The sequence below is a fragment of the Azospirillum sp. TSH58 genome (genome assembly GCF_003119115.1).
Lineage (GTDB): Bacteria > Pseudomonadota > Alphaproteobacteria > Azospirillales > Azospirillaceae > Azospirillum.
This window is the reverse complement of the sequence record NZ_CP022364.1, coordinates 187,076-202,767: the sequence shown is the minus strand read 5'-3', so window position 1 is coordinate 202,767 and position 15,692 is coordinate 187,076. Positions and strand designations below refer to the sequence as shown.

Below are 15,692 nucleotides of genomic sequence, written 5' to 3'. Positions count from 1 at the left end.
TTTCGGGACAAACTTGTGAGGGGATGGCCCTCCGCTATCGGTCGAGGCCGTTTTTTCGGGGGTGGGGGTCCGGCGGGCGCGGACGAAGGGTGCCCCCCTCCTGCCCAGGCGCGGGTGCGCGCGCAACACGGCGTGCAACACGCGGCGGAAAGCTCAGCATTTTCAATGATGTGAAACGGATTGCGCATCCGATGTTGGGTCCTGGTCGGGTGTACGCCCCTGCCCTGCCCCAGCGTACAGCCGGCCCAGCGGAGATTTTCCGGCCTCGCTTGAGCGGTGCGGACCATCCCCGTGACCCATCGCTCTCCCTCACCTCCAGCACCTTCGCGGCCTTGCTCTCCTCCTGCCCAATCACCCCCGTGACGATTCCCCCCTCTGAACGTCACGGTTTCGCGGCTTCAGGTGCAGGTACCGGGACGGGACATCCAGGACACGCCCCCTAAAGGGGGCTGTGTCCCGTGTCCCGTGTCCCGGTGAGGGACATCAGGGACATTTGCCGGGACATGTCCCGCCTGTCCCCTGTCCCGGTGCATTGCTAGTTCGTATCGCCCTTCACCAACCAGCAATAGTCACCCCACGCCCCGACCAGCTTCTTGCCCTGCAACGCGTCGCGTGCCCTACCAAATGCCTTCTTCAGCGTGTCCTGCTTCGGCTCTTGCTTCGCTTCCTCAGGCTCCACGGTGTCGTCAGGGTCCCTCTTCCGGCCGTAGAAGCGTTCGCGCCACGCATCGAGTGTGACCACGATCACGCTGGCCGGGATGTTCTCGTGCTGGTCCAACGGCGGCTTCTGGCCGCCTCGTGCAAGAGCGTCCTTCAGTGCCTCCAAGGCGATAGCGTTGTTCCCAGTGAGATTGTTCCTGTTGTCGTTGGCCGGCGGCTTCTCCTGCGGCCTCGGCGCGTCGTCCGTCCTGACGGGAACAAGCGTGGTCACCGGCTGCCCCTCTTCGTCCGCCATACCGGTTTCCACCGTGACCAGCTCGAACACAATGGCGCCACCGCCGTCGGCGTCCTTGTGGCGCTCCACCTCCAATGTGACGCGGCGGGCGGCAGCCTCGCCGTTCGCCTTCAGGCGGGTATCGAAGCTGCCCCACAGGTCGGAGTGCCCGCGGCTGCGATTGTTATCGCCCCAGCCGCTGTGGGTGATGAACAGGATGAGGGCGGCGGGGAAGATGCGCCGGCAGCTCTCCAGCAGCGCGGCAACGTCCTTGTCGTCGCTGTCGCTGCCATCCATCGCGCGTTTCAGGACGTCCACCACGATCACACCCGGCGGGCGCCCGAACGCGGCCAAGGAGGTTCGCATCAGCTTCTCAGCATCGGGCAGCCTGGAGAGGACGACGGGCACCTCGATCACGCGCGCCGGCGGGTTCGTCTCCATCAGCGCATGGTGACGATGCCACCCCGGGAAGCGCTGGCGAACTACACCGTCCGATCCCTCCAGCGCCAGATACAGTGTTGGCGCCTGGGCGACGCGATGGCCGTGCCAACCGATCCCGTGCGCAATGTGCAAGGCCATATCCAGCGCCACGAATGACTTGAAAGCATTGCTCGGACCGAACAGGACGGCCAAGCCGGACTCCGGTAGCCATCCTTTGATGAGCCACCGGGCCGGGCGCTGCTGACGGGCGAGGCAGTCGGCAAGCGACAGCGCCGGGAACAACTCCCCGTCATCGTTGGCCGGGTCGACCGGTCGGGCCTTATCGATTTCGGCGAGGATGTGAGGGTGTTGCGTCATGCTGCCCGCGCCCAGTCGTTCAGATCGTCGCCCGGCTTGGGCGGGAGGAGGATTCGCGCTTCCCGCCCGGCGTCGGCCCATCGGGACGCGACCTTGGCGGCGGCGGCCCGGCCTGCCTGGTCGTGGTCGGCGAAGACGGTCAGCGCCTCGACGCCAGAGAGCACCGGGAAGTTGCCGACGTTGCCGGCGTCGATGCAGCACCAGACCGGCCCCCAGCCGGCGGCCAGCGCCGTCGCCGCGGTTTCCAACCCTTCGGCGATGCCCAGGCCGTCGGTCACGTCGACATCGGCGGACAGGCGGATCACACCGCCGGCTTTCCTGTGCCCCTTCAGCAGGAGGCGCGGGCGGTCCACCGCCGCCTTGCCGGAGCCGTCGGGCGCCAGCCACGTCCGGTGCAGGTTGAGCGCCCGGCCCGCGTCCTGCGCGTCGGTGATGAGGCCCAGCAGGGCGGGGAACTCCGCGTCCCCGTAACGCAGCGCCGGAACCCAGCGGACGGCGTGCGGCTCTGGCAGCGCGCACAGGCGGCCCAGCAGGTAGCGCCCCGCGATGCAGTCGGCGGTGATCGGGCGGGCGCTGGCCCACAGGTCGCGCCCCCAGGGGGACAAGGCCGCATGCTCAATCGGCGGGTGGTCATTCGCTGGCCGCCTGGGCGCTGGAGCCTGCCGACCAGGATCGCCCAGCCACGCCAGCGCCCACCGGGCCGCCGCGGGGAAGTCGAGGCGCAGCTCCCGCTGGATCAGCGCCAGCATGTCGCCGCCCGCGTCCGCGCTGTGATCGCACCACAGCCCAGCCTTGTCGCCCGTCAGGACGAGGGAGACCGCGCCCTTGCTGCCGAAGCGGAGTTCGCGGCGGCTGCTCTGTACGGGGTTGGGTGCGCCCAGCAGGTGTTCGGCGAGCTGGCCGGCGTGGTCGCGCAGCCGGGCGCGCAGATCGTCAAGGTCCGAGTCGTTCATTGAGATCCCCGCGGGTCATGCAAGGCGCTGTAGGTCGCCAGAACGCCGCGCCGTTGGCGGGCCGGCAACTGGTTCAGCAGCGCGGCAGCTTCGGCCAGCGCGTTGTCGTTCCCTTCCGCCGTGCGCAGGGCGCGGATCAGGGGTGCCGCGGACGGCCCGGCATAGACGCGGACTAACGCGCCCAGGCACCGGCACCGGGCCGCCCGTTCGGTGCCGTCGATGGCCTGCGCCCAGGGCCCCCACATCAGCGCACCAGCATGAGCGGGCGGTGCGGGAAGCGGTCGCCGCCGAAGGCTCCCGACATGCCCGGATCGAGGCGGGCATATCGCTCCAGCCGGTCGAAGAGGTCCGCCTCCGCGCCGTGGGCGGTGGCGAACTCCGTTAGCAGTTCCGCCACGACGCGCGGCCCCAGGCCGTGCAGGTGCGTGACCAGCCGCTGGAGGCGAGGCTCCATCTCGGGCGGGAGGCGACTCTGCATCACGCCTCCTCCCGGGAGCGGAGCCATTTCGATGCGGTGCTCTCCAGCACGCCGCGCTTCCGACCGATGGAGACGGTGGCCGGGGCCTCGCCGCGCTGGCGCAGCACGTCGAAATATCTGCGGCTGATCGCGGCACGACGGCAGAACTCCGGGATGGTGAGAACCCGCTCGGCGGGCGTGTCGATCTGGTTGGGCGCCATGCTGAAACCTCACTGGTAAAGGCAAGGCGGAGCATGGGCGCGCACCGGAAAGCGGCCCAACGCACGGCGGGCGGGCCGCATGGCCTCGGTCACTTGCGGGCGATTTGGGCGGCTTGTTCCTGCTCCGCGATCCAGCGACGCAGCGTGCTCCGCCGACCGCAGATCGTGGCGCCCATGTTGAAGGTCGGCAGCACGCCTTGGCTGTGCAGGTGGTAGACCTTCCGCCGGGCGGTGGCCGAACCGAACAGCTCGACCGCGACCTCTTCCGCTCCGAACAGAAGGTCGTCGGCGATCCGGTTGTCGTTGGAGGCCGTGTCGTTGGCCGGGGTGGTGTCGAAAACGGGATGTTCGCCCATTGTCATTTCCATCGCTAGAGGTTGCATTTCACAAATCAACTAAAGAACACTCTATGTCTTTATGTGAGCACGAAGGGGCCTCAACTGGCCCCAATAATACTGCGTATGCTGCGGAATATCTCAGATGCATTAAATGCAAACACTGCCCCCCAGCTATTATGGCTTGAAATATCAACGGTCTCCTCAATAGACAACTCATTGATATTCGCTGATATTCCCCAGTTCACATCCCAACGTTCACCTCCATACGTCTTTATTATGATGTAAACATTATTTCCGTTAATGGACTCTAAGAAAAAGCTGAAATCACCTTCCTTGGTCGGAAGAACCATATTTTCTTTGAACGAACTCCGCATAGATGAAGCTATCCCGCGCAGCCCGCCAACTGATACCGCCGTGTCAGCGAACTTCCCAATAATTGCTGCAATGGCGACTTCGGTGATTGCATATTTTCTCCGAACTCCCGGTCCCCCGTGACGGGTTTCGGGTGTGCATTCGACTACACCATTCAGCGTCCAGAACTGAATTGTGCGTGCTTTTACCCCCGATCCCTCGCTCGCTTCAGCAAGCGTGACGGGGCGGTTCAGCTTGTCGAGGAAACTGCGGTCGGAGGTGGAAGCGTTCGCCATGCTTTTAACCCGATGTACTGAGTTGCTTTATGTGTAGAGACATAGCGTGTTCTTTCGCTCTTGGCAACCGCCGTAGCGAGTGGCACTGTATGGAAAGGTCGTCGCAAATCGGCGACGCGCCCACGGAGGAGTGGTGATGGCATCCATTCGCAAGCGGACCCTGCCCAGCGGCAAAGCTGTCTGGCAGCTCGACTACAGGGATCAGGCCGGCAAGCGCCGGCACAAGCAGTTCAAGACCAAGAAGGAGGCTGAAGCCTATGAGACGAAGGCCCGGGCGGAAGTCGCCCAGGGCATCCACACGCCCGACTCGGTATCGGTCACCGTAAAGGAAGCGGCGGAACTGTGGCTGCAGCGTTGCGAACAGCGGCGCCGGGAGCGCAGTACCGTTGCCCAGTACCGCGGCCACGTCGACGGGCACATCGTCCCGCTGATCGGCGGTCAGAAGCTATCCAAGCTGACCGCGCCGCTGGTCGAGACCTTCGCCGAACAGCTCATCGAGCGATGCACGCGGGCAACGGCGCGCAAGGTGCTGGTCTCGTTCAAATCGCTCATGCGCGATGCCCAGCGCCGCGGCTTGGTCGCGCAGAATGTCGCCCTCGCGACGAAGATCGATGCGCCGGCCCGCGATGAGGAGGATCTGCACTTCCCCACCAAGGAAGAGCTGAAGCTCATGTTCGAGAAGGTTGGCGCCCGATGGAAACCGCTCCTGGTCACGGCGGCCCTGTGCGGCCTTCGCATCTCCGAGCTGCGCGGCCTCACCTGGAGCAACGTCGATTTTCGGTCCAAGACGATCATCGTCAGCCAGCGGGCGGACCGGTACCAGCGAATCGGTTCGCCCAAGAGCGCGGCTGGCCGGCGCGAGGTGCCTATGTCGCCGATGGTGGTGCTGGTGCTGAAGGAGTGGAAGCTCGCTTGCCCGAAGGGGCCAGCCGAACTCGTCTTCCCCAATGACCTGGGCACCATGATGCACATGACGGACGCGCTGCGGCGGTGCTGGCACCCGCTCATGAAGGAGTGCGGGTTGGTGATCGGGTCCGGCAAGACAGCCAAGCCGCGCTATCGCTTCCATGACCTGCGCCACGTTGCGGCAAGTCTGCTGATCGAACAGGGAGCCTCGCCAAAGCGCATCCAGGAGTTCATGGGGCACAGCAGCATCAACGTCACCTTCGACGTCTATGGCAAGCTCTGGAAGAACCCCGAGGCTGACCAAGCCCTGGTCACCGCGGCGGAGCGTGAGATTTTCGGCTGACAGCGACGCAACACGCCTGCAACATAAGAACTATAAGTTATTGTTTTGGCCTGATTTTTATCCGACTGCAAATCCGTGTACGTGGGTTCGATTCCCGCCCGTGCCTCCATCCTTGATCCGGCTGAGACATCAGCAAAATCAAAGCGTTTGATAAGTACCGCGCCCGAACGGCCCGGTGCTTTTCTGCGTTTTCGCGTCGTGGGACGTGCAGGCCCCCTGCCCTGCGCCGACCGTCATTTTTTGCCATCAAAAGGCTTGGCAAGCGTCGGAGGGTCCGCTATATAGCCGCCCACGCCGGACGTTGCGCCTCGCAAGGCCGGTCAGACTGATCCCGGTTAGCTCAGTCGGTAGAGCAGCGGACTGTTAATCCGCGTGTCGCTGGTTCGAGTCCAGCACCGGGAGCCACTTCGAAGAAAAGGCCGAGTCCTCGCGGGCTCGGCCTTTTCTCATAGCGGAATTCCGCCACACCGCTTCCGGCATCATCCGAAGGAATGGCCGTTCCGACCGAAGGCCTGATGCGTCCGCCCGCCCGCCGGCGTTACACTTTTTTCAGGAAACCCTTCGACTCGGGATTGCGCCTGTTCAGCGGTGGAGGCGACCCATGACGATTCTTCCACTCCCCACGCGACCACTCACCTCCCAGAACGACCCTTCACGGTCCGGCGGCCCGCAGGACGGCGGGGGATGGATCGGCGCGGTGGCCGTCATCGCCCTGTCCATGGCCTTGGCGGTCGCCCTGCTCGGCATCGACTGGCATCGGATGCTGGTCCGCGGAGATTCGGTGCTTCCGGAAAACCAGCGGTCCATGGTGGTCGCGCCGATGCCCCGCTGAGCCGGAGGCCCGGTGGTCCGATGACCGGTCGGACCACGGCCACGCGTCCCTCTATCGGGGTTGCGGGTCGTCGTAGATCAGGCGGTTGTCCGCCGCCTCGCCGGCGGGATCGCCGATGTCGCGTTTCCATTCGCCGCACCAGTCGGTGGACAAGGTGATCGGAAAGCGCCCTTCCGTGTCGCGCGGCGTCACCTGCGGCGGAAAGCGGCGGCACAGGCCCTTCGGTCCCCTCTGGCGGATGCCCTGCCCTTCCCAGAACAGGCAGGTGTAGCAGTTGTCGATTCGCTTCATCGTGGGGACGCGCTCCTTCCTTCAACGGCGGCGTCCCGGCCCGGCAAACCCGGCCCGGGAGCGGCGGCAGTGTCGGTCAGCCGCCCCCTCCGCGTCGATGAAGAAATGCGTCCGCCGGAGGGCGGAGCGTCACTCGTGACGCGGCTTGCCTTTGCGCATGTCGTCGGAATGCTGGGCATAAAAGGCCTTGATATCCGCATCCAGTTCGAGCTTCCGGCGCTCGCCGGACGACCCGGCAGGCTCGTCGGCCAGACGCTGAAACTCCGCCACCGCCTGTTCGAGTTCGTGTTCGCTGTTGATGGGCATCGTGCCGTTTCCTTCCTGGTGTCGCTGCCACGGGTAACGCTGCGCGGCGGGCGGAGGTTTCATGGCCCGCACAGGTGTTCCCCCGTCGAATCAGGGAACCCCTTGATGGATGCGCCCTGGCGCTCATGTTTAGTCCGGGGATCGAGCAATCCGGCGTCCCGCCCGACTCGACTCCGGCAAGGGAGGGAAGCATGACGGGTCGCTGGCGCCGCATCCCCTGGACGATGACCCTCTCCATGGTCTGCCTTGCAGCCGTCCTTTCCGTGACCCTTCCCACCACCGCCGCGCGGGCGGACCAGCTCGACGCGGCCAAGCTGGCGGGGGCCCTGGTCCGCATTTCCGCAACCATCCTCCCCGACAGCCAGAGCGCCCGCTCGCTCGGCACGGAGCGCGAGGGGACCGGCGTCGTCATCGACGGGTCCGGATTGATCCTGACCATCGGCTACACGATTCTGGAGGCATCCCAGCTTCAGGTGACCACCGGCGAGGGGCGCGGCTATCCCGCGGAGTTCGTGGCTTACGATCAGGCCAGCGGATTCGGGTTGCTGCGCGCCGGCATGGGCTTCAGCGCCGCCCCCGTCCGCCTCGGCGACTCCGACGCGATCAAGGAGGGGGAGCGTGCCATGGTGCTCACCCGCCAGGGGTCCACCGGGGTGCAGCCGGTGCTGATCGCCGCGAAGCGCGAGTTCGCCGGCTATTGGGAGTATCTGCTGGACGAGGCGATCTTCACGACGCCGCCGATCATGGGCTTCAACGGCGCCGCCCTGATCGACCGCAAGGGCGAGCTGGTCGGGATCGGCTCGCTGATCGTGCGCGACGCGGTGCCGGCCCACGGCGGCATTCCCGGCAACATGTTCGTTCCGGTCTCCGCGCTGAAGCCGATCCTGGCCGATCTGCTGGCCTTCGGGCGGCGGCAGGAGCCGGCGCGCCCCTGGCTGGGCGTCACGCTGCGCGAGGAGCAGGGCCGCCTGATGGTCGAGCGGGTCACCCCGCAGAGCCCCGCCGCGACCGTCGGAATCCAGCCGGGCGACATGATCGTCGGCGTCGCCGGCCAGAGGCCGAAAGGACTGGCGGACTTCTACCGCAAGGTCTGGGATCTCGGCCCCGCCGGCGTCACCGTGCCGCTGGAACTGCTGCGCGGTCCCAAGCTGGAGCCGGTCGCCGTCCCGTCCGCCGACCGCTACAGCACGCTGAAGCTGAACCCGACCTTCTGAAGGCAGACATCCGGTCGCCTCGCCCCGGACCGGCGGATGCGCTACATCCTTGGACCGTGAACGCACCGCAAGCCAGGGAGCCCCGCCCGTGGATCATCCGGACATCGAGGTCCAAGAGAAGAAGAGAGCCTACAACGGCTACCTCAAGGTCGACGTCTACCGCCTGCGCCACAAGAAGTTCGACGGTTCCTGGACCGGCGTCCTGCCGCCGCGCGAGGTCTGCGTGCGCGGCCAAGCCGTGGGCGTGCTGCTCTACGACCCGGACCGCGACAGCGTGGTGCTGATCGAACAGTTCCGGGTCGGCTCGGCGTCCGCAGGCGGGCCGGGGTGGCTGACCGAAATCGTCGCCGGCCTGCTGGACGAGGGCGAGACGCCCGAGCAGGTGGCGCGGCGCGAGGCCATGGAGGAGGCCGGCTGCGCCATCCAGGAAATCGAGACGATCTGCGACTACTATCCCAGCCCGGGCGCGTACGACGAGCACGTCACCGTCTTCTGCGGGCGGGTGGACAGCCGGGGCCTCGCCGCGACCGGCGGCTGCGCGGATGAGCACGAGGACATCCGCATCATGGTCGTCCCGACCGACGAGGCGATTCGGCTGCTCGACGAGAACCGTCTGAACAACTCCATCGCCATCATCGCGCTCGGCTGGTTCGCGCGGAACCGCGACCGGCTGCGCGCCGAGTGGATTGGGAAATAGAAAGAACGAGACCGTCTCGTTCAATGCTGCATTTCACAAGCCGATCTTGAATTCCCTGGTGCGCAATCCGATAGTGTTGCCCGGTTCATCATTCGATTCGGGAGACAGTCCGTGGACATCCGCACCGGCTTCATCGGCTCCATCGGCAACACGCCGCTGATTCGGCTGGAAGGGCCGTCGAAGGCCACGGGATGCGAGATCCTGGGCAAGGCGGAGTTCCTCAATCCCGGCGGCTCGGTGAAGGACCGCGCCGCCCTGGCCATCGTCCGCGACGCCGAACGCCGGGGCCTGCTGCGCCCCGGCGGCACCATCGTGGAGGGCACGGCGGGCAACACCGGCATCGGGCTGGCGCTGGTCGGCAACGCGCTCGGCTACCGCACCGTCATCGTGATGCCGGAGACGCAGAGCCAGGAGAAGAAGGACATGCTGCGCCTGATCGGCGCCGACCTTCGTCTGGTGCCGGCGGTGCCCTACTCCAACCCCGACAACTACGTCCGCTATTCGGGCCGGCTGGCCGAGGAACTGGCGAAGACCGAGCCGAACGGCGCCGTCTGGGCCAACCAGTTCGACAATGTGGCGAACCGCGAGGGCCACCGCCTGACCACCGGTCCGGAAATCTGGAACCAGACCGAAGGCCGGATCGACGCCTTCACCTGCGCGGTGGGCAGCGGCGGCACGCTGGCCGGCGTCGGGCTGGCGCTGAAGGAGCGCGATCCGGGCGTCCGCATCGTTCTGGCCGACCCGATGGGCGCCTCCCTTTACCATCACTACGCCCATGGGACGCTGAAGGCCGAAGGCAGCTCGATCACCGAGGGCATCGGCCAGGGCCGGATCACCGCCAATCTGGAGGGCGCCCCGGTCGATCAGGCGCTGCAGATCACCGACGAGGAGGCCCTGCCGGTCATCTTCGACCTGATCAAGTCGCAGGGTCTGGTGCTGGGCGGCTCGTCGGGCATCAACGTCGCGGCGGCCATCCGCATCGCCAGGGAAATGGGGCCGGGCCACACCATCGTGACGATTCTCTGCGATGGAGGGCAGCGCTACCAATCGAAACTCTTCAATCCGGCCTTCCTGCGTGAGAAGAATCTGCCTGTGCCCGATTGGCTGGATTCGTAAACGCACCCGAGGTTCCATGGAGCTGATCTTCCGCGAGGACGCCTACGCCACCTCCTGCACCGCCACCGTGACATCCGCGGACGAGCGGGGCATCCGGCTGGACCGGACGGTCTTCTACCCCAACGGCGGCGGCCAGCCCGGCGACACCGGGCTGTTGCGCGTCGCCGGCGCCACGCTGCGCGTCGTGGACACGGTGAAGGGCGACGGGCCGGACGACGTCATCCATGTGCCCGAGCCCGGCGCGTCCCTGCCCGCCCCCGGCACGCCGGTGGAGGCGGAGATCGACTGGGACCGCCGGCACCGGCACATGCGGATGCACACGGCGCTGCATCTCATCTGCGCGGTGCTTCCCGGCGCCTCGATCACCGGCGCCCAGGTCGGGGCGGAGCGCAGCCGGGTCGATTTCAACGTGCCGACCGAGGGGCTCGACAAGGAAGCCATCGCGGCGGCCCTGAACCGGCTGGTCGCCGCGGACACGCCCGTCGGCTCGCTGTGGATCACCGACGCGGAGCTGGACGCCAACCCCGAACTGATCCGCACCCTGACGGTCAAGCCGCCGCGCGGCCATGGCCGCGTCCGGCTGGTGGACATCGCCGGGGTGGACCGCCAGCCCTGCGGCGGCACCCATGTGAAGCGGCTGGGCGAGATCGGCGGACTCGACGTCGTGAAGATCGAGAACAAGGGCAAGCAGAACCGGCGCGTGATCGTCGCGCTGCGTGATTGAACGGGGAAACCTTCCATGACCGATTCGCACACCACGCTCACCCTCCCCGGCCCGATCGTTCCGACGGGCTGGCTGGCGGACCGCCTCGGCCAGCCGGGCCTGCGCGTTCTCGACGCCTCCTGGTTCATGCCCGGTTCCGACCGTGATCCAAACGCCGAGTTCCTGGAGCGGCACATTCCCGGCGCCGTGCGCATCGACATCGACGAGGTGGCGCAGCCGGACACCCATCCTCTGCCGCACATGGTGCCGGACGAGGCGGCCTTCGCGGCCAAGGTCGGTGCACTCGGAGTCGGCGGCGACGACACGGTGGTTGTCTATGACAGCGCCGGCATGGCCACCGCCGCCGCCCGCGTCTGGTGGATGTTCCGCCTGTTCGGGCATGGCCGCGTCGCCGTCCTGGACGGCGGCCTGCCGAAATGGATCGCGGAGGGCCGCCCCCTGGAATCCGGTCCGGCCGATCCGGCCCCTGCGGCCTTCACGGCGGCGCTGCGCCCCGGCCTGCTGCGCCGGGCCGATGACGTGCTCGCCAACATCGACTCGCGGGCGGATCAGGTGGTGGACGCCCGGGCCGCCAACCGCTACGAGGGCGCCGTCGTCGAACCCTGGCCGGGCCGCCGCAGCGGGCGCATTCCCGGCAGCCTGAACCTGCCCTTCAACGAGCTGATCGATGCGGACAGCAAGACCCTGCTGCCGCCCCAAGTCATCGCGGAGCGGGCGAAGGGCGCCGGGCTCGACCTGGAGCGGCCCATCGTCGCCTCCTGCGGCAGCGGCGTGACCGCCTGCGTGCTCGCGCTCGGGCTGGCCGCGGCCGGCAAGGAGGACGTGGCCGTCTATGACGGGTCCTGGGCGGAATGGGGGCTGCGCAGCGATCTGCCGCTGGAGACCGGACCGGTGAAGCGGTGACCGGAGCGCTGGGCATCCGTCCCTACAAGGCGGCGGACCGCGACGACGTGGTGGCGCTGTGGACCGCCTGCAACCTCGTGGTGCCGTGGAACGACCCGGTGGCCGACATCGCGCTCGCGGTGTCGAAGCCGAACGCCACGATCCTGATCGGCCGCGCGGGCGAGCGGACCGTGGCGTCGGTCATGGTCGGTCATGACGGGCACCGCGGCTGGTTCTATTATCTGGCGGTCGATCCCGCCAGCCGCGGGCACGGGCACGGCCGCGCGATGGTCGAGGCGGCGGAGGGCTGGCTGGTGGAGGCAGGCATGCCCAAGGCGCAACTCATGGTGCGCGCGACGAACCACGCCGTGGTGGCGTTCTATGAGCGGCTGGGCTATGCCACCGGTCCCGTTACCGTGATGCAGAAATGGCTGAAGACCGATTCTCCCTGACTCCGCCTCCCCGGACGTCGCTGTCGCCCTCCCGGATCGCGGCACCGGTGCCGCCCGGCTGCCTGTCCGTCATCGTCACCTATCTGGAGATGACGGCCCCGCCGTCCCACGCGCCCCTGCCCCGTCCGGCGGGTGACGTGGCGCTGGTGCGGGCCAACCCGCCGACCGCCTCCTACTACCGCTATCTCTACGACACGGTGGGCGAGCCCTGGCTGTGGCACGAGCGGCGGCGGATGCCGATGCCGGAACTGGGGCGCATCGTCACCGACCCGCGCATCGAGATCTGGGTCCTCTACGTGAACGGCACCCCGGCCGGCTACGCCGAGATCGACCGGCGGGAGGAAGACACCGATCTCGCCTATTTCGGGCTGATCCCCGATTTCATCGGGCTGAAGCTCGGCCCCTGGCTGCTCGACACGGCGATCCGTCTGGCCTGGCAGGGCGGGACGAGGCGGCTTCTCGTCAACACCTGCACCTTCGACCATCCGAAGGCGCTGCCGCTCTACCAGTCGATGGGCTTCGTGCCCTACCGGCATGTGACCCGCGAGATTCGCGATCCCCGTCTCCTCGGCTGGCTGCCGCGGACCTCGGCGCCGCACATTCCGATCAACGAGTGACCCCTCGCCCGGGTCCACTCCACGCCGCTTCGAACGCCGGGACACCGACGCCATGATGAAGGGCATTCTGTTCGCCTTCCTGGCCTTCGCCTTCTTCGCCTGGGGCGACGCGCTGGTGAAGGCGATCGGGCATGGGCTGGACCCGTTCGAGGTCACCTTCTTCGCCTACATCCTGCCGCTGCTGCTCTCCCCGGTCTTCATGACCAGGGGGGATCGGCTCGGCGACCTTCTGCGCTGGAACCGGCCCTGGCTGATGACGGTGCGGCTGGTCTTCGTCGCGGCCTCCACCCCGCTCAGCGTCATGTCGTTCCGCAGCCTTCCCTTCGCGGAAGCTTTCGCGATGATCTTCCTGATGCCCAGCCTGGTGACGCTGCTGTCGATCTTCGTGCTGAAGGAGCCGGTGCGCTGGCGTCGCCGGCTGGCCATCGGGGCGGCCTTCATCGGCGTGCTGATCGTCGCCCGCCCCGGCTTCCGCGAACTGCTGCCCGGCCATTTCGCGGCGCTCGGCTGTGCCTTCAGCTCCGCCGTCGTCGTCATCACCGGGCGGATGATCGGGCATTCGGAGAAGCGCTTCACCCTGATCGGGACCGTCTTCCTGTCCACCGCCGTCGCGTCCGGCCTGCTGATGATCCCCGGCTTCGAATGGCCGACGCGGGAGCAATGGATTCTGACGGTGGGCTTCGCCACCACGACCTTCGCCGCCCAGGCGCTGTTCACCCTGGCCGCCGCCTTCGCCCCGGCCGACCGGGTCGGGGCGGCCCAGTACAGCCAGATCCTGTGGGCGCTGGCCATCGGGGCGATCTTCTTCGACGAGTGGCCGGACCTGCTGTCGCTGGTCGGCATCGTCATTGTGGTGGGCTCCGGGCTGTTCATCTTCGCCCGCGAGCACAGCCGCCACCCGGACCCGATTCCCGAGCCGGTTCCCGGCGAGGAGCCGGATATCAGCTCAGAATCTCTCCCAGAGCCGCAACCAGAGCCCGGTTTTCGTCCTCCCGCCCGACCGTGATGCGCAGGCAGTCGGCCAGCCCGTAATCCTGGGTGGGCTTCACCAGGATGCCGCGGCGCGCCAGATGGTCCAGCACCGCCTGGACGCCGAGCGACGGATCGGTCGGGATGCGCGCCAGGATGAAGTTGCAGACGCTGGGATAGACGCGCACGCCGAGCTGTTCCAACTCGTGGCTCAGCCAGGGCAGCCACGCGCTGTTGTGGGCGAAGGTCGCCTCCTCATGCTCGGTGTCGCCGACGGCGGCCTCCGCCGCGGCCTGCGCGGCGATCCCGACGTTGAAGGGGCCGCGCGTCTGGTTGACCGCCTCAATCACCCCCGCCGGTCCGTAGGCCCAGCCGACGCGCAGCCCGGCCAGCCCGTGCAGCTTGGAGAAGGTGCGCACCATCAGCACGTTGTCCGAGGTCTCGACGATCTCCGTCCCGTCGCTGTAGTTGTCGCGGCGGCAGTAATCGGCGTAGGCCGAGTCCAGAACCAGCAGCGTATGCGACGGCAGGCCGGCGCGCAGCCGCAGGACCAGATCCGAGGGGATGTAGGTGCCGGTGGGATTGTTCGGGTTGGCGAGGAAGCAGAGCTTCGTCTTCTCGTTCGCCCGGTCGATCATCGCCTCCACATCGACGACCAGATCGCGCTCCGCGGCGATGACCGGAGTCGCGCCGGCGGCGCGGATCGCCTTCATGAAGCCGCGGTAGCCGTGCTCGTGACACAGCACCTCGTCCCCCGGCCCGGCGAAGGCCTGGGTGACGAGGTGGATCATCTCGTCGGAGCCGTTGGCGCAGGTGATGTGGCCGGCGTCCAGATCGTAGCGCCGGGCGATGGCGTGGCGCAGGCGGTCCTGCGACCAGTCGGGATAGCGGTGGATCTGCGCCGCCATGTGGCGGTAGGCGGTGAGCGCCTTCTTGCCGGGTCCCAGCGGATTGACCGTCAGCGACAGATCGACCCAGGCGGCGCCGTCCTCCGGTGGTCTGGCGGGACGGTAGGGCTTGATCTGGCCAATTCCGGGACGGGGACTCAGCAGCTCCATCAGGCAGGCTCCGTTGTGCACAGCGGCAAACAGCACGAACGGACTGCATTCAACCCGAAACCGGCACAACCCGCCAGCGTTCCTTGCGGGTTGCGCTGGTTTACCGCGCCGGAACAAGCCGTTCCGGCGCGGTCGGGGCGCATCAGTGGTTCAGGATCTGGCTGAGGAACAGCTTCGTCCGATCTGACTGCGGGCTGTTGAAGAACTCGTTGGGCGTGTTCTGCTCGACGATCTCGCCGCGGTCCATGAAGATGACGCGGTCGGCGACCGACTTGGCGAAGCCCATCTCGTGCGTGACGCAGAGCATGGTCATGCCGTCCTCGGCCAGACCGATCATGACGTCCAGCACCTCCTTGACCATCTCGGGGTCGAGAGCGGAGGTCGGCTCGTCGAACAGCATGACCTTCGGGCTCATGCACAGCGAGCGGGCGATCGCCACGCGCTGCTGCTGGCCGCCGGAGAGCTGGCCGGGATACTTGTGCGCCTGCTCGGCGATGCGCACCCGCTTCAGGTAGCGCATCGCCATCTCTTCCGCCTCAGCCTTCGGCTTCTTGCGGACCCAGATGGGGGCGAGCGTGCAGTTCTCCAACACGGTCAGGTGCGGGAACAGGTTGAAGTGCTGGAACACCATGCCGACTTCGCGGCGGACCAGCTCGATGTTCTTCAGGTTGCCGGTCAGCTCGATGCCGTCGACGATGATGGAGCCCTTCTGGTGCTCCTCAAGCCGGTTCAGGCAGCGGATCATCGTCGACTTGCCGGAGCCCGAGGGGCCGCAGATCACGATCCGCTCCCCCTTGGCGACCGACAGGTCGATGTTCTTCAGAACGTGGAACTCGCCGTACCACTTGTGCACGCCCTGGCACTGGATGATCGGCTCCCCCTGGGCGAAGGTGCGCGCGGCGCCGGCGGTTTGGGTCATGGTCATCTCTTTTCCCTC

General features: G+C 67.2%; 20 protein-coding genes and 1 tRNA gene. 11 read left to right on the top strand and 10 right to left on the bottom strand.

The genetic code is table 11. The features are described from left to right. Positions 1 to 535: 535 nt before the first annotated feature. From TSH58p_RS04495 to TSH58p_RS33005, 6 genes are all read right to left on the bottom strand, one after another. Complete coding sequence (locus tag TSH58p_RS04495; protein ID WP_158282663.1) at positions 536 to 1,732, bottom strand: AAA family ATPase; 1,197 nt, start codon at positions 1,730 to 1,732, stop codon at positions 536 to 538. Beyond that, on the bottom strand, positions 1,729 to 2,685 hold the full coding sequence (locus TSH58p_RS04490) for a toprim domain-containing protein (protein ID WP_109072513.1): 957 nt from the start codon (positions 2,683 to 2,685) through the stop codon (positions 1,729 to 1,731). The genes TSH58p_RS04495 and TSH58p_RS04490 overlap by 4 nt, the downstream gene beginning before the upstream one ends. A 244-nt stretch (positions 2,686 to 2,929) precedes the next feature. Further along, positions 2,930 to 3,163, bottom strand: a complete 234-nt coding sequence (locus tag TSH58p_RS04480; RefSeq protein ID WP_109072511.1) for a hypothetical protein — start codon at positions 3,161 to 3,163, stop codon at positions 2,930 to 2,932. Next, entirely contained in the window at positions 3,163 to 3,363 is a 201-nt protein-coding gene (locus tag TSH58p_RS04475) for an AlpA family transcriptional regulator (protein ID WP_109072510.1), read from the bottom strand. Before TSH58p_RS04475 ends, TSH58p_RS04480 begins: the two co-directional genes overlap by 1 nt. Positions 3,364 to 3,452: 89 nt before the next feature. Continuing rightward, entirely contained in the window at positions 3,453 to 3,719 is a 267-nt protein-coding gene (locus tag TSH58p_RS04470) for a hypothetical protein (RefSeq protein WP_199230239.1), read from the bottom strand. 80 nt (positions 3,720 to 3,799) lie between these two features. After that, entirely contained in the window at positions 3,800 to 4,348 is a 549-nt protein-coding gene (locus TSH58p_RS33005; RefSeq protein ID WP_146205969.1) for a MerR family transcriptional regulator, read from the bottom strand. Between the two features lie 136 nt (positions 4,349 to 4,484). Between TSH58p_RS33005 and TSH58p_RS04465 the strand changes: the two genes are divergently transcribed. From TSH58p_RS04465 to TSH58p_RS33000, 3 genes are all read left to right on the top strand, one after another. Beyond that, positions 4,485 to 5,597, top strand: a complete 1,113-nt coding sequence (locus tag TSH58p_RS04465) for a site-specific integrase (RefSeq protein WP_109072509.1) — start codon at positions 4,485 to 4,487, stop codon at positions 5,595 to 5,597. A 329-nt stretch (positions 5,598 to 5,926) separates the two neighbouring features. After that, positions 5,927 to 6,002 (top strand) — tRNA-Asn (locus tag TSH58p_RS04460). 196 nt (positions 6,003 to 6,198) lie between these two features. Beyond that, a complete protein-coding gene (locus TSH58p_RS33000) occupies positions 6,199 to 6,429 on the top strand; it encodes a hypothetical protein (RefSeq protein ID WP_146205968.1) in 231 nt (76 codons plus the stop codon). Positions 6,430 to 6,480: 51 nt separating this feature from the next. On the opposite strand, the gene TSH58p_RS04455 is transcribed toward TSH58p_RS33000, so the two are convergent. Together TSH58p_RS04455 and TSH58p_RS33565 are read right to left on the bottom strand one after the other, a co-directional pair. Next, positions 6,481 to 6,720 carry a hypothetical protein gene (locus tag TSH58p_RS04455; protein ID WP_014240444.1) on the bottom strand — a complete coding sequence of 80 codons (240 nt, stop codon included), beginning with the start codon at positions 6,718 to 6,720 and terminating at the stop codon, positions 6,481 to 6,483. A 129-nt stretch (positions 6,721 to 6,849) separates the two neighbouring features. Beyond that, positions 6,850 to 7,026: a hypothetical protein gene (locus TSH58p_RS33565; protein ID WP_199230238.1), complete on the bottom strand. Its 177-nt coding sequence runs from the start codon at positions 7,024 to 7,026 to the stop codon at positions 6,850 to 6,852. 191 nt (positions 7,027 to 7,217) lie between these two features. Between TSH58p_RS33565 and TSH58p_RS04450 the strand changes: the two genes are divergently transcribed. The 8 genes from TSH58p_RS04450 (at position 7,218) to TSH58p_RS04415 (ending at position 13,734) form a co-directional block, all read left to right on the top strand. Further along, positions 7,218 to 8,240 (top strand): S1C family serine protease, encoded by a 1,023-nt coding sequence (locus TSH58p_RS04450; protein WP_109072508.1) that lies wholly within the window; start codon positions 7,218 to 7,220, stop codon positions 8,238 to 8,240. A gap of 88 nt (positions 8,241 to 8,328) precedes the next feature. Then, positions 8,329 to 8,937 carry an NUDIX domain-containing protein gene (locus TSH58p_RS04445; protein WP_109072507.1) on the top strand — a complete coding sequence of 203 codons (609 nt, stop codon included), beginning with the start codon at positions 8,329 to 8,331 and terminating at the stop codon, positions 8,935 to 8,937. 111 nt (positions 8,938 to 9,048) lie between these two features. Beyond that, complete coding sequence (locus TSH58p_RS04440) at positions 9,049 to 10,053, top strand: cysteine synthase A (RefSeq protein ID WP_109072506.1); 1,005 nt, start codon at positions 9,049 to 9,051, stop codon at positions 10,051 to 10,053. 16 nt (positions 10,054 to 10,069) lie between these two features. Beyond that, positions 10,070 to 10,777 carry an alanyl-tRNA editing protein gene (locus tag TSH58p_RS04435; RefSeq protein WP_109072505.1) on the top strand — a complete coding sequence of 236 codons (708 nt, stop codon included), beginning with the start codon at positions 10,070 to 10,072 and terminating at the stop codon, positions 10,775 to 10,777. 15 nt (positions 10,778 to 10,792) lie between these two features. After that, positions 10,793 to 11,680, top strand: coding sequence for a 3-mercaptopyruvate sulfurtransferase (gene sseA, locus TSH58p_RS04430; RefSeq protein ID WP_109072504.1), 888 nt, complete (start codon positions 10,793 to 10,795; stop codon positions 11,678 to 11,680). Continuing rightward, positions 11,677 to 12,111, top strand: a complete 435-nt coding sequence (locus TSH58p_RS04425; protein ID WP_109072503.1) for a GNAT family acetyltransferase — start codon at positions 11,677 to 11,679, stop codon at positions 12,109 to 12,111. Before sseA ends, TSH58p_RS04425 begins: the two co-directional genes overlap by 4 nt. After that, positions 12,087 to 12,728, top strand: a complete 642-nt coding sequence (locus TSH58p_RS04420) for a GNAT family N-acetyltransferase (RefSeq protein ID WP_109072502.1) — start codon at positions 12,087 to 12,089, stop codon at positions 12,726 to 12,728. The genes TSH58p_RS04425 and TSH58p_RS04420 overlap by 25 nt, the downstream gene beginning before the upstream one ends. Positions 12,729 to 12,780: 52 nt before the next feature. Then, a complete protein-coding gene (locus TSH58p_RS04415; protein ID WP_109072501.1) occupies positions 12,781 to 13,734 on the top strand; it encodes an EamA family transporter in 954 nt (317 codons plus the stop codon). On the opposite strand, the gene TSH58p_RS04410 is transcribed toward TSH58p_RS04415, so the two are convergent. Next, complete coding sequence (locus tag TSH58p_RS04410; protein WP_109072500.1) at positions 13,670 to 14,755, bottom strand: histidinol-phosphate transaminase; 1,086 nt, start codon at positions 14,753 to 14,755, stop codon at positions 13,670 to 13,672. The genes TSH58p_RS04415 and TSH58p_RS04410 overlap by 65 nt on opposite strands. 142 nt (positions 14,756 to 14,897) lie before the next feature. Beyond that, positions 14,898 to 15,674 carry an amino acid ABC transporter ATP-binding protein gene (locus tag TSH58p_RS04405; protein ID WP_109469294.1) on the bottom strand — a complete coding sequence of 259 codons (777 nt, stop codon included), beginning with the start codon at positions 15,672 to 15,674 and terminating at the stop codon, positions 14,898 to 14,900. Positions 15,675 to 15,692 lie beyond the last annotated feature (18 nt).